This window comes from Cyclobacterium sediminis, assembly GCF_054781075.1.
This window is the reverse complement of record NZ_BAAGVC010000004.1, coordinates 138,583-156,412: the sequence shown is the minus strand read 5'-3', so window position 1 is coordinate 156,412 and position 17,830 is coordinate 138,583. Positions and strand designations below refer to the sequence as shown.

Here is a 17,830-nt window from a genome sequence, read left to right as displayed (position 1 = left end):
ATTTAATTTTGTACATAAATATTACCATTTTGAAGCCAACAAGAAATGTCTTTGCCCTACTTGTCATTAGTAATTTTCTCTTTAGTTGTACTCCCTCTCAATCCGAAAAAGCTGCCATTGAGGCCCCTCAGTGGGAGGAAATAGAGCTGGTTTTTACGGCTGCCAATTCCTATAACAATCCCTATACGGATGTAGAAATGTATGCTGAGTTTATAGGCCCTGAGTCACAAAAACTACGCCGACCTGCATTCTGGGATGGAGGGCAAAACTGGAAAGTTCGCTTTGCCTCTCCGGTTGCTCAAGGCGAATGGAAGTGGCATACCCTCGCTTCTGATAGCAGTGATACCGGCTTGCATGGACAAGAGGGAAGACTTAAAAGTGTGGCCTACACCGGGAATAATCAATTGTTAGGTCATGGGCTTTTGCGCATGTCTGAGGGCAAACGAAATGTGGTGCATGCGGATGGTACGCCTTTTATCGTGGTGGGTGATACACCTTGGGCCATGCCCTGGAGATCTACCTATGAAAATACGGCCCATTACGCCAAAAATCGTAGCGAAAAAGGTTTTAATACCGCTTTACTTATGACCATTCAGCCTGACAAAGGAGCTACCGGCCCCAATGCTCGGGATACGGATCAAGGTTTTGCTGTTACTTTTTCGGATTTGCCTCAGGGCCATATCAATCAAATCAATGCAGATTATTTTCAATACATGGACAGCCTAATGGGTATCCTTGTTGCTCATGAAATTGTACCAGTCTATCAACCTGTCTTTCATGGTTTTGGGTGGAAAGGACAAGAGGTATTGGGCAAGAATGTTGATCCTGTTGAATATGCCCGCTATTGCAAATACTTGGTGGCTCGTTATGGTGCTTGGCCTGCCATGTGGTTGGTAGGGGCAGATGGAATGGGTAGAGAAGTAGGCGTTAAAGAAGGGGGCGAAGCAGTAGAAGCTTGGGATGCTTACCAACAGCCTACCGGCATTCACTACAATCCTTTTGATGATTTTATCCCTGAATGGGCTGATCCGGACACCTATGAAATACATTACAATAAAGCCTATCAGGATGCCGAATGGCTGGACTTTCAGTGGGCACAAACAGGACATACTGCCCAGAAGATTTATGATAAAGTAGAGCAAATGTATGAGAACAAGCCTATCAAAGCAGTGGCCAATGGAGAACCGACTTATGAAGGAATAAGAGATCCGGAAAATGGTTCAGGCTGGTGGCAGGGAGAAGAGGCATGGATGCAGTTGATGTCAGGAGGAACCATGGGCGTTGTTTACGGTGCTGGTGGCATGTGGCAGTGGAAAGTGAGTCCTGATGAAGAAGGATGGGCCGCATGGGCAAATTCTGAAGTATCTTGGCGAGAAGCTTTGAACCTGGAAGGTAGTCGCTATGTGGGATTTGTAGCACGTGCCTTGGAGGGCATGCCTTTTACAGATATGGAGAAGCGAAAAGATCTGGCAGGAGGGATGCATTGCTTGGCAAAAGCTGGTCAGTTCTATGTAAGCTATCTCAACGAAGGTGGAGAAATAACCCTAAGTGAGTTAACACCTGAAATGCCTTACCAATGGTTCAATCCGAAGACAGGAGCATTTTTGCCAGCAGCTTCTGTGACTGAAACTGTTCAGACCTTCACTGCCCCAGACAATGAACCTTGGGTATTGCTTGTTGGTCAAAGGGAAAATATTTAAATTGACTATTACCTGTTTTGATTTCTTAATTTGTACCAATAAAATTTATACTAGTGAGACAATCAGTATTTATCGCACTCCTTTTGATTATGGGTTCCTGTGCCAATCAAAAAACCAAAAATGAATTTTGGAATGATGGCAAAGCGGTTTTTGAGTTAAGAGAGATTTTTGTAGGAGAGCGTTTTCCCAATGTGGTGACGGCCAAGGATGGTTCTGTTGTAGCTACTTGGGGAAATAAAAGTTACCAGGTACGCAGGAGTGAAGATGGAGGAAAAAGCTGGCAACCAATCATTACCCTTGCCGAGCCCGGTTTTCAAGGAGGAGGAGTCATTGTGGACGAAGAAAGAGGAGATATTTTGGCATTTGTAGAAGAAGGTCATCCCATTTCCCCTTTTAAAATGTACAGGAGCAAAGACAATGGGAAAACATGGGCAGCTGAAGAAACAAGCCTAATAGGAGACAAAAATGGAAATGTTCCTTCCATGCACATGAATGAGCATGGCATTACCTTACAATTCGGTGAAAAGAAAGGCAGATTGATTCGGGCAACCCGCAACTATGATGGAGGAAACAACAAGGAGTTTTGGCCCAACCATTATACCAATGCCATTTATAGCGATGATGGAGGGAAAACCTGGCACACAAGCGCCCCTTTTCCTGCCAATGGAACAGGCGAAGCCACGCTGACAGAACTTTCCGATGGAACCATCTACTACAATTCCCGCCGGCACCTGTCCACCGATGGCTTGAACCCAAGAATGAGGCATATTGCACATAGTACAGATGGGGGAGAGACCTGGGAAGGCCTATACGTCAGTGAAGAATTGCCTGATGGAGACCAAAGCGGGGATTACGGCTTGATGGCAGGCTTGATTAGACTGCCAATCGAAGGGCATGATGTGTTGCTATATAGCAATATAGTATCCAATGACGGCAGAAACCATGGGACCGTCTGGGCCAGCTTCGATGGTGGCAAAACCTGGCCGGTAAACAAACTGGTAGAAGAAGGCAAGTTTGCCTATTCATCCATGACCGCCGGAAGGGCCGGTACCCCAAGCGAAGGATTGATTTACCTATTCTTTGAAGGGGAAGGCGAAGATCCAAAAGGCTACTCAGGTAAAATGGCCATTTTCAACCTTGCCTGGCTTACGGATGGTAAGGATTGGGAGGCGTTTTTGGACAATTGATAATTATTAATGGTTAATTATATAATTATTGATTGTAATGATTACGTTAAATCCGCAAACCTTCCGGGTTTTGTTGATCATCAGCCTGATATTAAAATTAGACGAGTGAAACCTGGAAGGTTTTATTTCTATTGGATCAATTGATTAGCAGGTACTAAAAACTATATCCTTTCTGCATATAGCATGATTATTAGGGTGGGCTCGGTACAATAGAACGACTGGCTGTAATTCTTGCAGTTTATCACTCACACCGTTTGATTGGGCTTTTAATAGGCTGTTTTTAGTGGTCAGTACATCAGTGTAATTCGTGGATGATGAATACTCTAAAAGCGCTTGGGTAAAGTTGACAGATTTTTCCAATGCCAGTTGGTGAAAGATGTGGTAGATGACAAAGCAAAATATACCGATTGGAGCAAGCGGGACTGCTCCAATTGAAGGTAGACTTGATTATATTATTGGACGAAAATGATTACCCTCCTGTGAACAGGGATGAGGTATACAAAGAGATCTTTGAACAAGCAGAGAATTTTAATAAGTATCAGAGGTGAGCGTAAATTGGGTATTATAAAACAGTGTTAAAAACAATCTCAAATATCATAGGCCAATATTTCCTCCATATTATAATATCTCCTCATTCCAATGAGACCCGAAAGCGGTTAAAGACATTGTAATCTTTTTTTGATGTTTCTTCTCAAAAATTCTAAGCTTTTTCAAATCTTTTCAATTTTGGATTATTGCGCTCGAATTCTTTGATGGCTAGCACCATGTCATATTTGTGCTGCATTTTAGTCCACATTTCGGCGCTTCCACCAGAAACGGTCTGAATTCGGAGTGCGATATTGGGTGAGATGCCGCTTTTTTTATTAACAATTTTTGGTGTAAAAAACTTATATAAACGGAATGGAACATCTAAAATCAAGGAAATTTTTGTTTACCAATGATCCTAACTATTCTGACCTGATCCTCTACTGTGAAGAATATGGTATGTGAGCTATGAACACAATATCTATAACCTTTACGAATAGAAGTTGCCAAAGGGTACATTTCAGGATTTTCGGCAATCCTAATAAACGTATTCTCTAGCGATCCATGGTATTTTTCAGCCTGGGTAGGACCAAAAGCTACTTGACCATAAAGATAAATTTGAATAAGGTCTTCTTCTGCTTGGCGGGTAAGAACATAATTCATTGGCCATTTTTTACCCTTTGTTTAGCCTCTGTAAGAATTTCAGCCATAGATTTATTCGATAGTCCACTATTTTCACCCTTTATAAGCTCATTCCTTAACAATAACCGCTCCTCTTCTTGTTCTCTTTGTCTACGAATCAGGTCGTTGATCAATTCACTTTTACTGGAGAATTCATTCTCTTCAATTTTTTGTTTCATCCAACGGTCATTCGGTTCATTAACAGAGATAGTTTGTCTAGCCATTTTTTTGTGTGTTTATGGTGTAATAATACACCATATTTAACGAGTATACAATGTATCTTGTTTATTTTGTACCCTATTATTGAATGTCATTTTATAAAAATTCTATACCCTATAACCTTAAAAAATATCCTAATTCAGTTCGGTTACTTATGTTGGCCGGATATAGATGATATTATCAGCATCCTTATAAAGGACCTCTCCAAGTATATGAAAGTGTTGCAAAGCTTTTTTCCAATCCATCAAAATTAGGCTATTATACAAACAGTATTTTTCTTACCGGAACTTGAAATTATAAAAGCTGGATTTAAAGAATAGAACTACCTAATTCACATACACCTGAATACTGTACTATTGCCAACCTTCACCTAGGGCTCGGTACAACAGAACGACTTCCTGTAATTCTTGCAGTTTATCACTCACTCCGTTTAATTGGGCTTTTAATAGGCTGTTTTTGGTGGTCAGTACATCAGTGTAATTCGTGGATGATGAATACTCTAAAAGCGCTTGGGTAACGTTGACAGATTTTTCCAATGCCAGTTGGTGAAAGATGTGGTAGATGACAAAGCAAAATATACCTATTGGAACAAGCGGGACTGCGCCAATTGAAGGTAGACTTGATTATATTATTGGACGAAAATGATTATCCCCTTGTAAACAGAGATGAGGTAAACAAAGAGACCTTGAACAAACAGAGAACTTTAAACCCGAAATATGCGATAGATATTCTATTACGTGCTGAAATCGCTTTAAAATACCCAATCGTTGCTGTTTTCAATTTCACCATAGCGGTGCTATGCTAAAATCTCCAAACAGTCTGATTTTCTTGAGATTGCAACACTCATTACGAATCCTATTACATAATCCGGGCAATGTCATTTAGCTAAGGTTTATAAGTTATAAAATTACTGGGTCTGGCACTATACCTTTTTATTCTAGGAACTGACCTGTTGGGCCGTACTATTTCAAGTTGAAGCAACAGTTTGAAAGCATAATCAGATATTTTTCCAATGATTTTGTCCATTCCTTGTTTGAGTTGATCAATTATAGATTTGGTTTTACGATACGCCTGGGTTCTGTTGATCTGATAAGTGTTTTTCCGTTTTTTATTACAGTAGTCGATCCCCTTTTTTGGTTAGTGTTTTACTGAGGATGTTGCTCAAGTTGGCCCTGAGAATGATTCTATTAAAATCCTGGAGAACGGCCCTGGCCGTCTTTCCGCTCAGGTTTTCAAGTTCAGCCCTGGTTTTGAGTAGCTTGAAAGACTCTTCAACAGGCCATCTTTTCCTGTAAAGCTCACGTATTTCCTTGACAGGGTACTTCTTATGGTCAACTAGGTTGGTTATCAATATATGGTCTTCTCCTGATGCAATCGGTACCCGTACCAGCCTTAACTTGAGTGCCTCAGTAGGAATATTCCTTTCCCTACACCTGTTTAAGGCCTCTTTGGAAGGGGAAAACTCTATGACCTGCTGTTTTTGGGTAGATGCTAAAAATGCCTTTGCATGTTTCCATCTGTTTGCCTTTACCCTGATGACAAAGGATTTCTGTTGCTGAACCAATGAGGACATGAGCCAAAAGGCCGCATAAGCCCTATCCATTATAAGCAGGTCGCCCTGCCCTAGACAGGGAAGATGACTTTCACACAGAGCAAGTTCACCTGTCCTGTAATGTTTGATCTTGGCATCTATACTGATTTGATTGAGTACATCGTAGGCTTGGGAAACACGGGCCAACACTACTTTTCTCCCGTTTTCAGTCCGGGTTTCGAAATGGCCAAAACCTTTTGCCAATTCTTTGCTGTAAGGAAGCTGCAAAGTACTGCCGTCGATACCTATAAGCCGAAAACCTTTCCATTTACGGATATGGCTGGCTTTATTATAATAAAAAGAACATTGTTGTTCATTGAGCCATGTAAACACCTTGGGATTTAGTTTGGATCGTTGCTGACTGAATGCTCCTTTGGAATAGCTGACCGATTTGTCGGAAAAAAAATTATCAAGTTCTTGCTGAACACTCGATTTACCCAGGCCCAACATGAAGTAGATAAGATCTGTAAAACCCAAACACCGCTGGCGAACAAATGCTGTGTCAGTCGTACGGAACCTATCGCGTGTTAATCCATTTTCTATATTGTTTTTTAATAGTTTTAAAAAGTCCTTCGAAAAGGAAAAGGACTTGATTGTTGTTAGATTATTTTCAAAAAAACTATGCTCCCTTTTCTTTCCTAAAAATAATAAAAATTTCTTAACTAAACGACATTGATAATCCGGGTTAATAAGTATCAGAGGTGAGCGTAAAGTAGATATTATAATACAGTGGAAAAAAATCTCAAATTTAAATAGTTTCCAATTACTTGTTGTTAACCTTCAATTTTGATTTCTCCCTAGCTATTGAAGTGGTCAGCAAAAAGAAATACTTCAAAAGTTGATGGGTTTCTCGTTTCTTGGCCAAAAAAATAATGCTTGGTTACAAAGATCCAGTCTAGCTCTAATTCTTCTCAGGTATTGTTTTTCAAATTGTTAAGCGTAGAAAGCTATTTTATAAAAAAAAATGATCATTGCTTACCTTTTAATTGGAAGGGTAAAATAAAAGGTGCTTCCTTTTCCCGGTGCTGAGGTGACACCAATGGTGCCGCCATGTACTTCTACAATTCTTTTACAAGAGGAAAGACCTATGCCTGTACCCGATATGGTCTTAGATGTATTCAGCCGCTCCATAAAACCGAAAATTTTATTTTGTTCTTTTTGCTCAAAGCCTATACCATTGTCTTTAATTCTGAAGGTGTAATAAGTATCCGTTTTTTCCCAAGAAACGGTTACAATTGGGTCTGCTTCTGATCGGTATTTTATCGCATTGGAAAATAAATTCTGGAATAGCCGTTCCAACTGAATTTTAATTCCCGCTACCTCAGGAAGTTCCGGAATGTTGAATATTGCCTGATTTTTGCGTACCGCTTCATCCAAAGTTCCAAGAGCTTCCAAGCAAATTTCATTCAGATGAATTGGTTCAAATTTGCTTGAATTATCCTCTATGCTTGAATATTCCAGCAAATCATTGATCATCATTTTCATGCGGTTGGTATTCACCGTAATTAAAGAAAATAACTCATCCCTATCCCCATTCGGCTCCACTAAATTTTCGTCTTTTATTAAGGCAACAATACTTTCAATTGTATTTAAAGGAGCTTTCAGGTCGTGAGAAGCAATATAAGCAAACCTTTCCAGGTCTACATTGATCTGTTTCAGTCGGTTGGCATTTTCTTCCGCTTCTTTTCTTGCTTTAATTAATTCCTTTTCAAAATTTTTCCGCTGTGTAATGTCAAGTACTGAAATTCTGTAAACCAGAGCATCGGTTGGGTCTCTTTGAATCTTTTTGAAATTGATTAGTGCAGGAAAGCGTACTGTTCCTTTTCCTTTTAATTCAAGATTGATTTCGGAAACCTCTCCCTGCATTTGCAATAAAGGCATTACTCGTGATTCAAAGAAAATTTTTTCACCTACCCCTAATAAATCCTGAAAAATGATATTTTTTAAAGTCTCATCCCGCTCGAAATCCAACCAATTGAGTAAGGTGTTATTTATATTGATAATTTCACCAGTTACCAAAATGGTTAAATAGCCGAAAGGTGCGTTTTGATAAAGGTCTTCCGTATGCTCTGTATAATTCCGCTGTTCCAATATTAAGACTTAAGATATGATTTTATAGCCGCTATCGTTTTTTCAGGTGCCGTAAGGTGGGGGCAGTGGCCGGAGGCTTCAAGCAGCATATATTCGCCATTTTGTAAGTTATTATATACATACTTCCCAACCTTCACGGGTGATATGTTATCTGGGTGACATTGAATAACCAACCCGGGAATGCTCATCTTGTTAAGGTCTAAACGATTATCTCCTAAAAAAGTTACCTTAGCAAAATGTTTGGCAATATCCGGATTCATGTTACAAAAACTATTGTGCAGTTCCTTTGAAAATTCAGGTTTATCAGGGTTTCCTACAATTATTGGCGTAATAAAACTCGACCAGCCAAGATAGTTGCTTTCGAGTGTTTCGAAAAGCTCATCAATGTCACTTTTTGAAAATCCTCCAAAGTACTCTTCATCATTAATATAACAAGGTGAAGGTCCGATCATTATCATGGATTTGAATAAATCAGGACGTTGAGTTGCTGCCAATAAACCGATAATGCTACTTACAGAATGGCCTACAAAAATCACCTTTTCAAGCTCCAGGTTTTCAATCAATGAAATGACATCTTCGGCATAACCATTGAGAGAATTGTATTTTTGATAATCATAATGACTTTCATCGGAATTACCGGATCCTACATGGTCAAAAAGTACAATGTCATAATCTTCTTCAAATGCCGGAGTTATAAATCGCCACATATTCTGGTCGCAACCATATCCGTGAGCAAAAAGGATGGCTTGATTTCCTTTACCTATCCGTTTTACATTGTTCTTATTTATTATGGCTTTTTCCATCTGCCATTTTGTAACAAAAATCGGGCTATTTTAGCAATTTAGGCCTATTTTGATAAAATAAATCTTTCAAGTTTTATCAAAGAGAACGGACAAGTCTAAGGTATTGATTGTCCTCAGAAATTAGTAATTTAGCTACCTTCTTGAAAATCACCATCTATACAGCATTAATGGTTATTTAAGTACCTTAAATAAATTCTATTATTATTTACTGTTCCTATAAAAGCATGTTCAAATTGTCCTTGGATTTAGTGCTTAAGGAATTTGTTGCCTTACTAATGTCCGCCTAAAAAAGGGCATTTTGCCCCTATAGTAAACAACCTGAAACCTACAACTAAATGCTTGAAGGCTGAGATAAATTTGGGTGTAAATAAAGCAAGAAAGATAAGGGAGTATCTACCTCATAGAAGTAGCTTTTAATGATCAACTTAATAATTGTCCGGACTTAGGCAGTGGGAAATAGGCAAGACTTCAACAAGAAAACGAAAGCCATGGAGTAATCGCTTTTACCTAAGTAATAATGGTTTTTATAATGTACTTAAACATTATAAAAATTAACATAAATCATTGAAAATAAGTATTATAAATAATTTTATATAAAGTAAATTTGATGTTTTTTTTTGGGTCTCTTCAATATACAATGTGTTATTAATTTGAATACTTAAATTGAAAATATTTACTTGAATACATTAAACTAAAGAAAAATTCTAGGCAAGCTTTTTAATCAAATGCCAAAATAAGGCAAAACCTTTTCCTCTATTTTAGCAATTGACTCACTTACCGGAGTTTCTGATTTGCGCAAGTGCAGTGCCATATGATTCACGCCGATTTCTTCGTAGGTTTTAAGCAACTCCGTTAAATGATTCACACCAACCCCACCACCAAATCGATGTGGTCTAAATTCAGCATTGTCATCTTTTAATAGGTTTAAGTGGAATGCCGAAATGTATGGCTTGCAAGCTTGATCGGCATCATACAAAGCTTCGCACCATTTCTTTTGATTTAGATAGGTTTCTTCAGGTGTCTTGGGATAATTAAACCAACCATTCGCATTTTTGGCAATCCACTCCATACTTTGTCCCGAATACCCTGCTATTACCAAAGGAATTTTGTTTTTTGGTTTAGGGTAAACAGCTACATCTTGGTTTAAAAACGGATAAAATTGGGATAAATCACTTTCCGTTTTCCAAGCTTCTTGCATTATTTTCAGATGTGCTTTAAACAACTTTGGTCGCTCTTGGTAATTGATACCATACATTAGGAACTCCACAGGTCTATCGCCCAAACCTAAGCCTAACAAAAGTCTGCCATCACTTAAATTTTCGATGGTGGCAGCGGCTTTTGCTAATTTTATAGGTTGTTGTAATGGCAATACTATGGCAGCCGTACCCAACAAAATGTTTTTGGTAGCAGCAGCTAAATAACCAAAGTACGGTAAGGTGTCAAACAACTGTGCACCATCACCAAAATTGGTGTCGTACACAGGAACATCACGCATCCATAAGGCTGCGAACCCTGCTTCGTCAATTTGTTTTGCCAATGCTAAATGGTTAGAAATATCAGGTACGCCAAAAGGTCTGTTGTCTTCTAAACGTTTGCGATTTCCTTCGGTTGACCAATCATTGTCTAAAGGAAACTCTATTCCAAGTGTCATTTTACCTGGTTTGTATAGTTTATCAAATGAATTCATAGTGTGTTTTAATTAAATTCATCAGGCATCCGATAAGACGCCTGATGAATAATGTGTTTAAGTATTCCAGATACTTTCTGCAGTGTATGTTCGCTTTATCAACTATATTTTTTCTTTTTTATATAGGACGAGAGTCAATAAGAACCCTACGATTACTAGAATACCACCTACCCAAGGAGTAGCTTCAATACCTAGGATCGATTCTACAATTATTCCGCCTACATAAGCACCTATAGCAATACCGACGTTAAAAGCAGCAATGTTTAATGCAGATGCTACGTCTTCGGTTCCGGGCAAGTACTTTTCCGCCATTTTTACTACATATAATTGCAATGCAGGCACGTTTGAAAACGCTAATATTCCCATAAAAAAAAGGGTTACTATAGCAAAAATTTGACTAGAAGCGGTGAAGTATAACACAAACAACACTATGGCTTGTAAAGCAAACATTACCAATAAGGCTTTTCCTGGTTTGTTGTTAGAGACTTTACCACCTATGATATTCCCAATCGCGATGGCAATACCATAAATTAAAAGGAATACACTAGTCATGTTTGAAGAGAAACCGGTTACTTCTTCCAACAAAGGTGTTAAGTAGGTAAAGGTGACAAAGGTACCGCCGTATCCAAAGGCGGTAATGGCCAACACCAATAAAATAGACGGATTTTTAATTACTTTTAATTGGTCTATAAGTCGTAATGGAGCCGATTGTTTGATGTTTTTAGGAACCAAAGCTAAACTAGCTACTGCACCTACTAATCCTAAAAGGGCAACACCTATAAAAGTAGCTCTCCAGCCAAAATTCTGACCGATGTATATTCCTAAAGGCACACCGGTTACAATAGCCACCGTAAGACCTGCAAACATTATAGAAATAGCCGTAGCCCTTTTGTCTTTTGGCACCAAGCTAGCTGCAATGGTGGAACCGATGGAGAAAAATACGCCGTGGGCAAAACCAGTAACCACTCTTGATAAAAGCAACAATTCAAAACTTGGTGAAATGGCTGCTAAACCGTTACCAATTATAAATAGGAGCATAATGCCCATTAATAATTGTTTTCTTGGAATTTTACCTGTTAATGCGGTTAATAGCGGTGCGCCTATAGCTACACCAATGGCGTACAGACTTACTAATAATCCTGCTGATGTTAATGATGTGCCTAGGTCACTTGCAACGGTAGACAATAAACCTACAATTACAAATTCCGTTGTTCCTATGGCAAATGCACATATAGTCAATGCCCATAATGCTGCTGGTAGACTCTTCTTTTTTGCTATTGATTCCCCTTGATGTATTGTTATAGTTTTCATAGTACATTGTATTTAATTGTTCGATACAAAATTCTATGGAAACCAAGGGGTGTGCGAGGACATACATCACCCATTTAATGTGATGTAGATCAATTTAAATTAGGGATAGGATTTACGCTTAATTATTAAAGCGACTTAAAGTTTCTCGAGAAACGCCCAAATAAGCAGCGATTAATTTTTTTGGAACCCGTTGAACCAATTGGGGTAGTTTATTTAATAGTTGGGCATACCTGCTTTCTGCAGTCATGGTAAGCAAAGAAAGGATCCTTTGTTGCAAGTTAATATAACCATGGTTTGATTTAATCCTGAAAAAATTGGCCATGGCGGAGACCTCAAAGCAAATCTTTTCCCTGTTCTCTAAAGACAAACAGAAAAACGCTGAGTCTTCTAGGCAATCTACAAAAATAGTCCCTGGTTCTTGATGCTGAAAAGCGCAATGATCACTTACCCAATAGTTTTCCATGGCAAATTGAAGAATATGCTCTTTGCCTTTATCGTCTATGGAATATGCTTTTACCAAACCTTTTATAATCCAATACTCAAAATCTACCGCCTGTCCTGCTTGAATCAAAAACTGATACTTTTTATAGCTTTTAAATTCAAAATGAGATTTGACAAAATGCCATTCCTCATCAGTTATCGAGACAATTTCTTCAATATGTTGCCTTAAAAGGGAGTACTTGTCTTGCATTGCGTAAAATTATACAAAAATCTTAAAGGAAGGAGCCTTAAGATTGAAGGTTTTTCATGAAAATGTCAATGCCTGTGAAGCAACCAAGCAAATCAAATCTAAGGTATTTGCTACTTAAAAACCATTATTTAAGGCCATAGTTAAATTGGGTGGATCTCAGGAAATTCTCCAAGCATTAATTATGTATTTGCAGCATTTGGATTACCTGGAAATACATAATTAGTAAAAAAAAATTGGGCAGAAAGAAACTAAGAAAACTTGATTTATTTACCCATACAAAAAATAACTTTAATTAATCGTCAGTGGTTTATTGGTGGCAGGTATCGGGGCTGATGCAGTGAAAAAGGACTACAAAACCTACTTTAAGACCATGGAAGAGGTTATAAACATTTTGAAGTTCAAAGAGATGATCAGTAAAGCTATGTCTGATTACGGCTTATGGAAAAAAACCTGTTTTAGTATCACTACCAATAGAAGGCCCACAGAATGGCGACTTTGTGTAATAATGGTCTACAAACTTCCAATTGTCCTCTTGATTGATTTTTACTTTATAGGCTGATTTTTCTTTAATAAAGCCAAATTCCTTTCCTGTTTAGGGTGGCTGAAAGGTATAATATTGATAGATCACTCAATATACTTGCTATTGTTCCAACCACTGCTTAAACTCCGAAACTTTCAATCTGCTTACAATTGGCTTCTCTTCTGTTTTTACTGAAAGATGAAGTGCTATTTTACGGTTAAAGTAAGGTTCATATGATTGAATTGTCTTTCTATTGACAAGCATTTGACGATTTATTCTAAAAAAATGCTCTGGATTGGTTACCGCTTCAATATGTTCTAATTTCTTGTAAATAGTGTGTTTTTTGTTTTCAAAAGTATGAAGATATGTTATTTCATTTGTTATACTGAAATAGGCTATATCAGCTATTTTGATGATAATAGTACGCTCTTGAAATTGACATAAAAAATGTTGCTGGTAGTTCGTCTTCTCTTGACTAAATGTAATAGGTGTTTTGGGATTTAATTTAGAGACTAATGTTTGGTACTTTATCAATGATTTATGGATTTCATTGTTTCTGAAAGGTTTGAGAATGTAGTCTATACCGTTATTTTTTATCGCTTTGAGAGCATAGTCATCATAGGCTGTACAGAATATAATTGGGGTATATATGTCCACGTGATTAAAAATCTCAAAACTTAATCCATCTGCCAAATGAATGTCAAAAAACAATAAATCTATACTATTTTGATATTTCACTAAAAAAGCAACGGCATCTACAATACTTTCTACGATGTCTACCACAAGAAAATTATCGTCTTCTTCGATTATTTCTTTTAATAACTTGGCGGTATGCAACTCATCTTCAACTATTAATACGTTCATTTTCAGGGTTTATTAGTTTTAGTTTTACTTTGAAAATGCCATTTTGATTGGAGGCAATCACGCCTTTGTCAATACCATGTAACTTATACCTTCTTTCTAGTAACTTTAATCCCATACCAGTAGTGGGTTCTTGAGTTATCTTTTCTTGTATAGTATTTCTTACTTCAATATAACCATCCGTAGTGCTAATAATTTGAATATGTAATGGTTTTTTTGAAGACATACTATTGTGTTTAAAGCAGTTTTCGACAATATTCTGTAGTGCAAAGGATGGAAGAATAAAATGGGAATAGGGTTTCTCGATAGACGAAATTTCAAAATCAACTGCTTCTTCATTTCTACTTTTCATAAGCTGTAGATATGAATTTAAAAGATCTAGTTCTTCTGATATTGCCAAAGTAGTTTCTTCAGAATACTTCAATGTACTCCTATAAAAATCTGATAAGTTTAAAATGAATTCTTCTGATTTATTATGGTTTTGTCTCACCATAGAACGTAAGGTGTTTAGGCTATTGAATAGGAAATGAGGGTCAATTTGCTTGCGAAGGCTTTTTAATTGGGCTTTGTACCCCTCTTTGGCTAACTGTTCTTTTTCAAGCTCTAATTCTTTTATTTTTAGTTGTGACTCACGGCCGTACTGAATAATTAAGAATATTAATATTAGAAATATCATTCTTATCAATTCTTGTGCTTCCAATCCAAAATTTTCTTTGAATCCAATATAGTATGTTATTAGCGGTATAATGAAAATAAATACCGGTATAGTTATAAATAAGAAGAAAAATTGCTTAATGGATGGCTTAAATCGCCAAGATACATTCAATATTTGCCACAATAATAAAAGGATAATTGATGTATATGACCATTTAATGGCAAGAGGTGTATCATCTATTGCATTATTTTCGGATAAGAAAAAACCAATACCTGGAAGGGCAATAGCTAATACTATGGGCAGTATAGTATAAATTCTCGGTTTCATAGTATCCTACCATCACCTAATACAATAACTCTATCGCAATTAGAAGCAAAATCATCATCGTGGGTAACGGCTATAACCGTTTGGCCTCGCTCTTTTGAAAATCTTTTAAAAAGCTCAAAAATATTTTGGGCATTTTTACTATCCAAGTTCCCTGTAGGTTCATCTCCCATTATTATTGCGGGGGAGTTTATTAATGCTCTTGCTATGGCAACACGTTGCTGTTGACCACCAGAAATTTTTGAAGCCTTCTTATATTCTTGTCCTTTTATGTCCATTAACTCTATTAACTCCATAGCCTCATTTTCAATTTCTTTTTTACTTTTTTTGTTCAATTTAAGTGCTGGTAACATAATATTATCCAATACCGTGAAATCTGTCAAAAGATAATGAAACTGAAAAACAAAGCCTATATGCTCATTTCGAAAACGGGCTAAATCCTTTTTGCTTTGACCTGTAATTTGTGTTCCGTTTATAACTATATTACCATTATAATTGGTATCCATAGTAGAAAGTAAATATAATAAAGTAGATTTACCAGAACCTGATTTTCCCATAATGGCAACAAACTCACCCTTATCGACTTCAAAAGAAATATCCTTTAAAACGTGAAATTCTGTTGGGGTATAAAAATATTTGTTAGTATTTTGAACTTGTAATGCTTTCATTATTTTGTGTTTAACCTCTTAGTGTATCTACAGGATCTAATTTTGAGGCTTTTAAAGCAGGTAAGTAGCCTGCAATAAAAGTGATGATAAGTCCGAATAAAAATGCCAAAGCATAATCTTTAGGATTATAATTCATTGGAAGTGAGTCCAAAAGTCCAAGTTGGAAGGGAGTATTATCAATAATTCTTGAAATAATATTTCCAAAAACTAAACCAGCTACACCTCCCAAGAAGCCAATAAAAATCGACTGTAAAAGAAAAATCTCTATGATGTCTTTACTGTTAAAACCCATTGCATTTAAGATGGCAATTTCCTTGATTTTTTCGTTTACGGTCATCGTCATAATATTATAAATACCAAACCCTGCAACAATGAGAATAGTTAGGGAAGTGGCTATTGCAATAATATTCCGAAGCAGTTCTCCCGAGTCCATTTGGGCATTGCCCTCCTGCCAGGGTTCTACTTTGTATTGAGTAAGAGGCTGAATATTTTGGGCTATGCCAATTGCATTTTTATATTCATCTACATCGATCATTAGATCGGTAGCGTAACTTTTGTTTTTGTTTAAAAGCTGACGAGCAACATCAATATTGACCAAAGCACGTGACCTGTCTAAACTAGCAGCTCCTGTTTCTATTGTTCCTACTACTTTAAAAACTTTGGAAACTCCATCCGAAGTTTGAATGGTGATATTATCATTCAGATTTACACCAATGATTTCAGCTAATCCGGTGCCAAGAACAACACCATCATTGCGTTTATCCAACTCATACAAGTTGCCTTGAACTATATTTTCTGCAGTCCCAAAAACTTTATTTTCTTCTTGAGTCTCTATACCAGATAAATTAGCACTAATCTTTGAAACACCATTCCTAATGAATACATTTTGATTGAGTTGAGCCGCAATGCCAGTAATCTGACTTAAATCTTTTAGACCCTCTTTAATTTCGTCAATATTCTTAATTCCTTCCGTGTACCTAATATTTTTGGCATTGCTAACTAATACTAACTCATCCGCTTTATTACTTGTAATAATTGCTCTTGGATCACCTTTGAGTTCATTGTAGATTTTAATATGTGACATAGCGGAAAATGTTATGTCAGTTTGAAAGGTGTTGACACCATCCATAAAGCTGTTCATAAAGACATACATAGAGATGCCAAACATTACACTAAGAACAGCCGCTACCAGCTGCTTAACACGAGCGGTTAGAAAAACTTTGACTATTTTTTGATTTGTGGTCATTGCTTTATAATTATATCATTTTCAGAAATGCCAGACTTTATTTCTGTCCATTTACTATCACTAAATCCAACCTCAACATCTACCACATCACCATTCTCAAGATGCACTTTATTGTTTTTCAAGTAAGGGGTAGGTATCAATAAAACATCATTTTTTTTACCTGTTTGAATATTGGCTTGTAATTGAGTACCTGAAAATAATTTCTCTGGAAGTTCATCAAATTTGGCTTCGATTATATACGACTGTTCAGCTTCATTAAAGCTTGGGTGAATTTTTGACACTTTTCCTTCAAAAGTCCTATCGAGGTAGGTATTTATACTCACAATGACGGTTTGGTTTAATTGAATTTTAGTAATATCTTCTTCAGACACAAAGAGTTTTATAATAAAATCACCTTGTCCTATTTTCGCTATAGCCTCACCTTTTCTCACCAGTTCACCAGATTTTTTGTAAACATTCATTACTTGCCCAGGGGAGGTAGACTTCAATATATAGTCATTTAAAAGTGCCTTTTGTGTATTGAGTTGTACTTGATTTCTTTGTACCGCAAGGTTTAAAGACTTTTGCAAGTCATTATAATTCTCTTCAAGCCCTGACAAGTTGTTTTGAGAAGCCTCGTACTGTAATTTCATTTTTTCGAAATCCAACTTAGAAACGGATTTTTTGTCCCACAATTCTTTGTAAACGAGATAGTTGTTTTTGTCAAACGCCAATTGCTCTTTCGCTTGATTAATTTGTGATTTCAAATTTTGAAGTTGTGAAGACTGTGGAGAAGCATTTAAGCGAGAATCATTAAAAATGATTTGTGCATCTTTGGCTTGATTGCTTTGAACTTCGTTATCTAGAATAGCAATCACTTGATTTTGTTTTATAATATCACCTTCATTGATCTCTAGTGATGTAATAAGACCGTCTGTAAGAGCAGAGACCATATACTCGTCTTCCATTTCCATTGTTCCGCTTGCAAAAACTACTTCTTGAATATTTTTCTTAATTGGAGAAGTTGATTCTTTTTCCTCACAACTGGTGAGTAAAAGAAAAGCCAGTATGTATGTATAATGTATCTTCAT

The 17,830-nt window shown here is 36.9% G+C and carries 19 protein-coding genes; 5 read left to right on the top strand and 14 right to left on the bottom strand.

Annotation, left to right across the window (positions count from 1 at the left end):
* The first annotated feature begins 29 nt into the window (after positions 1–29).
* From ACYVHJ_RS08155 to ACYVHJ_RS08145, 3 genes are all read left to right on the top strand, one after another.
* On the top strand, positions 30–1,700 hold the full coding sequence (locus ACYVHJ_RS08155; protein WP_460513948.1) for an apiosidase-like domain-containing protein: 1,671 nt from the start codon (positions 30–32) through the stop codon (positions 1,698–1,700).
* A gap of 53 nt (positions 1,701–1,753) precedes the next feature.
* The gene (locus ACYVHJ_RS08150; RefSeq protein ID WP_460513946.1) at positions 1,754–2,887 is read left to right on the top strand and encodes a sialidase family protein; all 1,134 of its coding nucleotides are present in this window, start codon (positions 1,754–1,756) and stop codon (positions 2,885–2,887) included.
* A 479-nt stretch (positions 2,888–3,366) separates the two neighbouring features.
* Positions 3,367–3,435 (top strand): hypothetical protein, encoded by a 69-nt coding sequence (locus ACYVHJ_RS08145; RefSeq protein ID WP_339902368.1) that lies wholly within the window; start codon positions 3,367–3,369, stop codon positions 3,433–3,435.
* A 152-nt stretch (positions 3,436–3,587) separates the two neighbouring features.
* Here ACYVHJ_RS08145 and ACYVHJ_RS08140 read toward each other — a convergent pair whose 3' ends face one another.
* From ACYVHJ_RS08140 to ACYVHJ_RS08130, 3 genes are read right to left on the bottom strand one after another with little or no spacing between them, the layout of a single operon-like run.
* Positions 3,588–3,806 carry a helix-turn-helix transcriptional regulator gene (locus ACYVHJ_RS08140; protein ID WP_460513944.1) on the bottom strand — a complete coding sequence of 73 codons (219 nt, stop codon included), beginning with the start codon at positions 3,804–3,806 and terminating at the stop codon, positions 3,588–3,590.
* On the bottom strand, positions 3,803–4,075 hold the full coding sequence (locus ACYVHJ_RS08135; RefSeq protein WP_460513942.1) for a type II toxin-antitoxin system RelE/ParE family toxin: 273 nt from the start codon (positions 4,073–4,075) through the stop codon (positions 3,803–3,805). The genes ACYVHJ_RS08140 and ACYVHJ_RS08135 overlap by 4 nt, the downstream gene beginning before the upstream one ends.
* Entirely contained in the window at positions 4,072–4,317 is a 246-nt protein-coding gene (locus tag ACYVHJ_RS08130) for a ribbon-helix-helix domain-containing protein (protein WP_040417784.1), read from the bottom strand. The genes ACYVHJ_RS08135 and ACYVHJ_RS08130 overlap by 4 nt, the downstream gene beginning before the upstream one ends.
* Positions 4,318–4,895: 578 nt before the next feature.
* Between ACYVHJ_RS08130 and ACYVHJ_RS08125 the strand changes: the two genes are divergently transcribed.
* The gene (locus tag ACYVHJ_RS08125) at positions 4,896–5,117 is read left to right on the top strand and encodes a hypothetical protein (protein WP_460513939.1); all 222 of its coding nucleotides are present in this window, start codon (positions 4,896–4,898) and stop codon (positions 5,115–5,117) included.
* Between the two features lie 306 nt (positions 5,118–5,423).
* Here ACYVHJ_RS08125 and ACYVHJ_RS08120 read toward each other — a convergent pair whose 3' ends face one another.
* From ACYVHJ_RS08120 to ACYVHJ_RS08095, 6 genes are all read right to left on the bottom strand, one after another.
* Positions 5,424–6,380 (bottom strand): IS4 family transposase, encoded by a 957-nt coding sequence (locus tag ACYVHJ_RS08120; RefSeq protein WP_460513937.1) that lies wholly within the window; start codon positions 6,378–6,380, stop codon positions 5,424–5,426.
* A 498-nt stretch (positions 6,381–6,878) separates the two neighbouring features.
* A complete protein-coding gene (locus ACYVHJ_RS08115; RefSeq protein ID WP_460513935.1) occupies positions 6,879–7,994 on the bottom strand; it encodes a sensor histidine kinase in 1,116 nt (371 codons plus the stop codon).
* A gap of 2 nt (positions 7,995–7,996) precedes the next feature.
* On the bottom strand, positions 7,997–8,797 hold the full coding sequence (locus ACYVHJ_RS08110) for an alpha/beta fold hydrolase (RefSeq protein ID WP_460513933.1): 801 nt from the start codon (positions 8,795–8,797) through the stop codon (positions 7,997–7,999).
* Between the two features lie 721 nt (positions 8,798–9,518).
* Positions 9,519–10,484, bottom strand: a complete 966-nt coding sequence (locus ACYVHJ_RS08105) for an LLM class oxidoreductase (protein ID WP_460513931.1) — start codon at positions 10,482–10,484, stop codon at positions 9,519–9,521.
* Positions 10,485–10,586: 102 nt separating this feature from the next.
* Positions 10,587–11,795: an MFS transporter gene (locus tag ACYVHJ_RS08100; protein WP_460513929.1), complete on the bottom strand. Its 1,209-nt coding sequence runs from the start codon at positions 11,793–11,795 to the stop codon at positions 10,587–10,589.
* A gap of 118 nt (positions 11,796–11,913) precedes the next feature.
* Positions 11,914–12,486: a Crp/Fnr family transcriptional regulator gene (locus ACYVHJ_RS08095; RefSeq protein WP_460513927.1), complete on the bottom strand. Its 573-nt coding sequence runs from the start codon at positions 12,484–12,486 to the stop codon at positions 11,914–11,916.
* A 310-nt stretch (positions 12,487–12,796) separates the two neighbouring features.
* Here ACYVHJ_RS08095 and ACYVHJ_RS08090 point away from each other — a divergent pair, with 310 nt between their 5' ends.
* Positions 12,797–13,045: a hypothetical protein gene (locus ACYVHJ_RS08090; protein ID WP_460513925.1), complete on the top strand. Its 249-nt coding sequence runs from the start codon at positions 12,797–12,799 to the stop codon at positions 13,043–13,045.
* 81 nt (positions 13,046–13,126) lie between these two features.
* On the opposite strand, the gene ACYVHJ_RS08085 is transcribed toward ACYVHJ_RS08090, so the two are convergent.
* From ACYVHJ_RS08085 to ACYVHJ_RS08065, 5 genes are read right to left on the bottom strand one after another with little or no spacing between them, the layout of a single operon-like run.
* The gene (locus ACYVHJ_RS08085) at positions 13,127–13,870 is read right to left on the bottom strand and encodes a LytR/AlgR family response regulator transcription factor (protein ID WP_460513923.1); all 744 of its coding nucleotides are present in this window, start codon (positions 13,868–13,870) and stop codon (positions 13,127–13,129) included.
* Entirely contained in the window at positions 13,851–14,849 is a 999-nt protein-coding gene (locus ACYVHJ_RS08080; RefSeq protein ID WP_460513921.1) for a sensor histidine kinase, read from the bottom strand. Before ACYVHJ_RS08080 ends, ACYVHJ_RS08085 begins: the two co-directional genes overlap by 20 nt.
* The gene (locus tag ACYVHJ_RS08075; RefSeq protein ID WP_460513919.1) at positions 14,846–15,514 is read right to left on the bottom strand and encodes an ABC transporter ATP-binding protein; all 669 of its coding nucleotides are present in this window, start codon (positions 15,512–15,514) and stop codon (positions 14,846–14,848) included. The genes ACYVHJ_RS08080 and ACYVHJ_RS08075 overlap by 4 nt, the downstream gene beginning before the upstream one ends.
* A gap of 10 nt (positions 15,515–15,524) precedes the next feature.
* A complete protein-coding gene (locus ACYVHJ_RS08070; RefSeq protein WP_460513917.1) occupies positions 15,525–16,760 on the bottom strand; it encodes an ABC transporter permease in 1,236 nt (411 codons plus the stop codon).
* Positions 16,757–17,830, bottom strand: coding sequence for an efflux RND transporter periplasmic adaptor subunit (locus ACYVHJ_RS08065; RefSeq protein WP_460513915.1), 1,074 nt, complete (start codon positions 17,828–17,830; stop codon positions 16,757–16,759). The genes ACYVHJ_RS08070 and ACYVHJ_RS08065 overlap by 4 nt, the downstream gene beginning before the upstream one ends.

Excerpts from the sequence above, each read along its gene's own strand:
- ACYVHJ_RS08075 (WP_460513919.1), bottom strand. The coding sequence starts at position 15,514 with ATGAAAGCATTACAAGTTCAAAATACTAACAAATATTTTTATACCCCA.
- ACYVHJ_RS08095 (WP_460513927.1), bottom strand. The coding sequence starts at position 12,486 with ATGCAAGACAAGTACTCCCTTTTAAGGCAACATATTGAAGAAATTGTC.
- ACYVHJ_RS08135 (WP_460513942.1), bottom strand. The coding sequence starts at position 4,075 with ATGAATTATGTTCTTACCCGCCAAGCAGAAGAAGACCTTATTCAAATT.
- ACYVHJ_RS08065 (WP_460513915.1), bottom strand. The coding sequence starts at position 17,830 with ATGAAGATACATTATACATACATACTGGCTTTTCTTTTACTCACCAGT.
- ACYVHJ_RS08110 (WP_460513933.1), bottom strand. The coding sequence starts at position 8,797 with ATGGAAAAAGCCATAATAAATAAGAACAATGTAAAACGGATAGGTAAA.
- ACYVHJ_RS08070 (WP_460513917.1), bottom strand. The coding sequence starts at position 16,760 with ATGACCACAAATCAAAAAATAGTCAAAGTTTTTCTAACCGCTCGTGTT.
- ACYVHJ_RS08085 (WP_460513923.1), bottom strand. The coding sequence starts at position 13,870 with ATGAACGTATTAATAGTTGAAGATGAGTTGCATACCGCCAAGTTATTA.
- ACYVHJ_RS08130 (WP_040417784.1), bottom strand. The coding sequence starts at position 4,317 with ATGGCTAGACAAACTATCTCTGTTAATGAACCGAATGACCGTTGGATG.
- ACYVHJ_RS08105 (WP_460513931.1), bottom strand. The coding sequence starts at position 10,484 with ATGAATTCATTTGATAAACTATACAAACCAGGTAAAATGACACTTGGA.
- ACYVHJ_RS08080 (WP_460513921.1), bottom strand. The coding sequence starts at position 14,849 with ATGAAACCGAGAATTTATACTATACTGCCCATAGTATTAGCTATTGCC.
- ACYVHJ_RS08100 (WP_460513929.1), bottom strand. The coding sequence starts at position 11,795 with ATGAAAACTATAACAATACATCAAGGGGAATCAATAGCAAAAAAGAAG.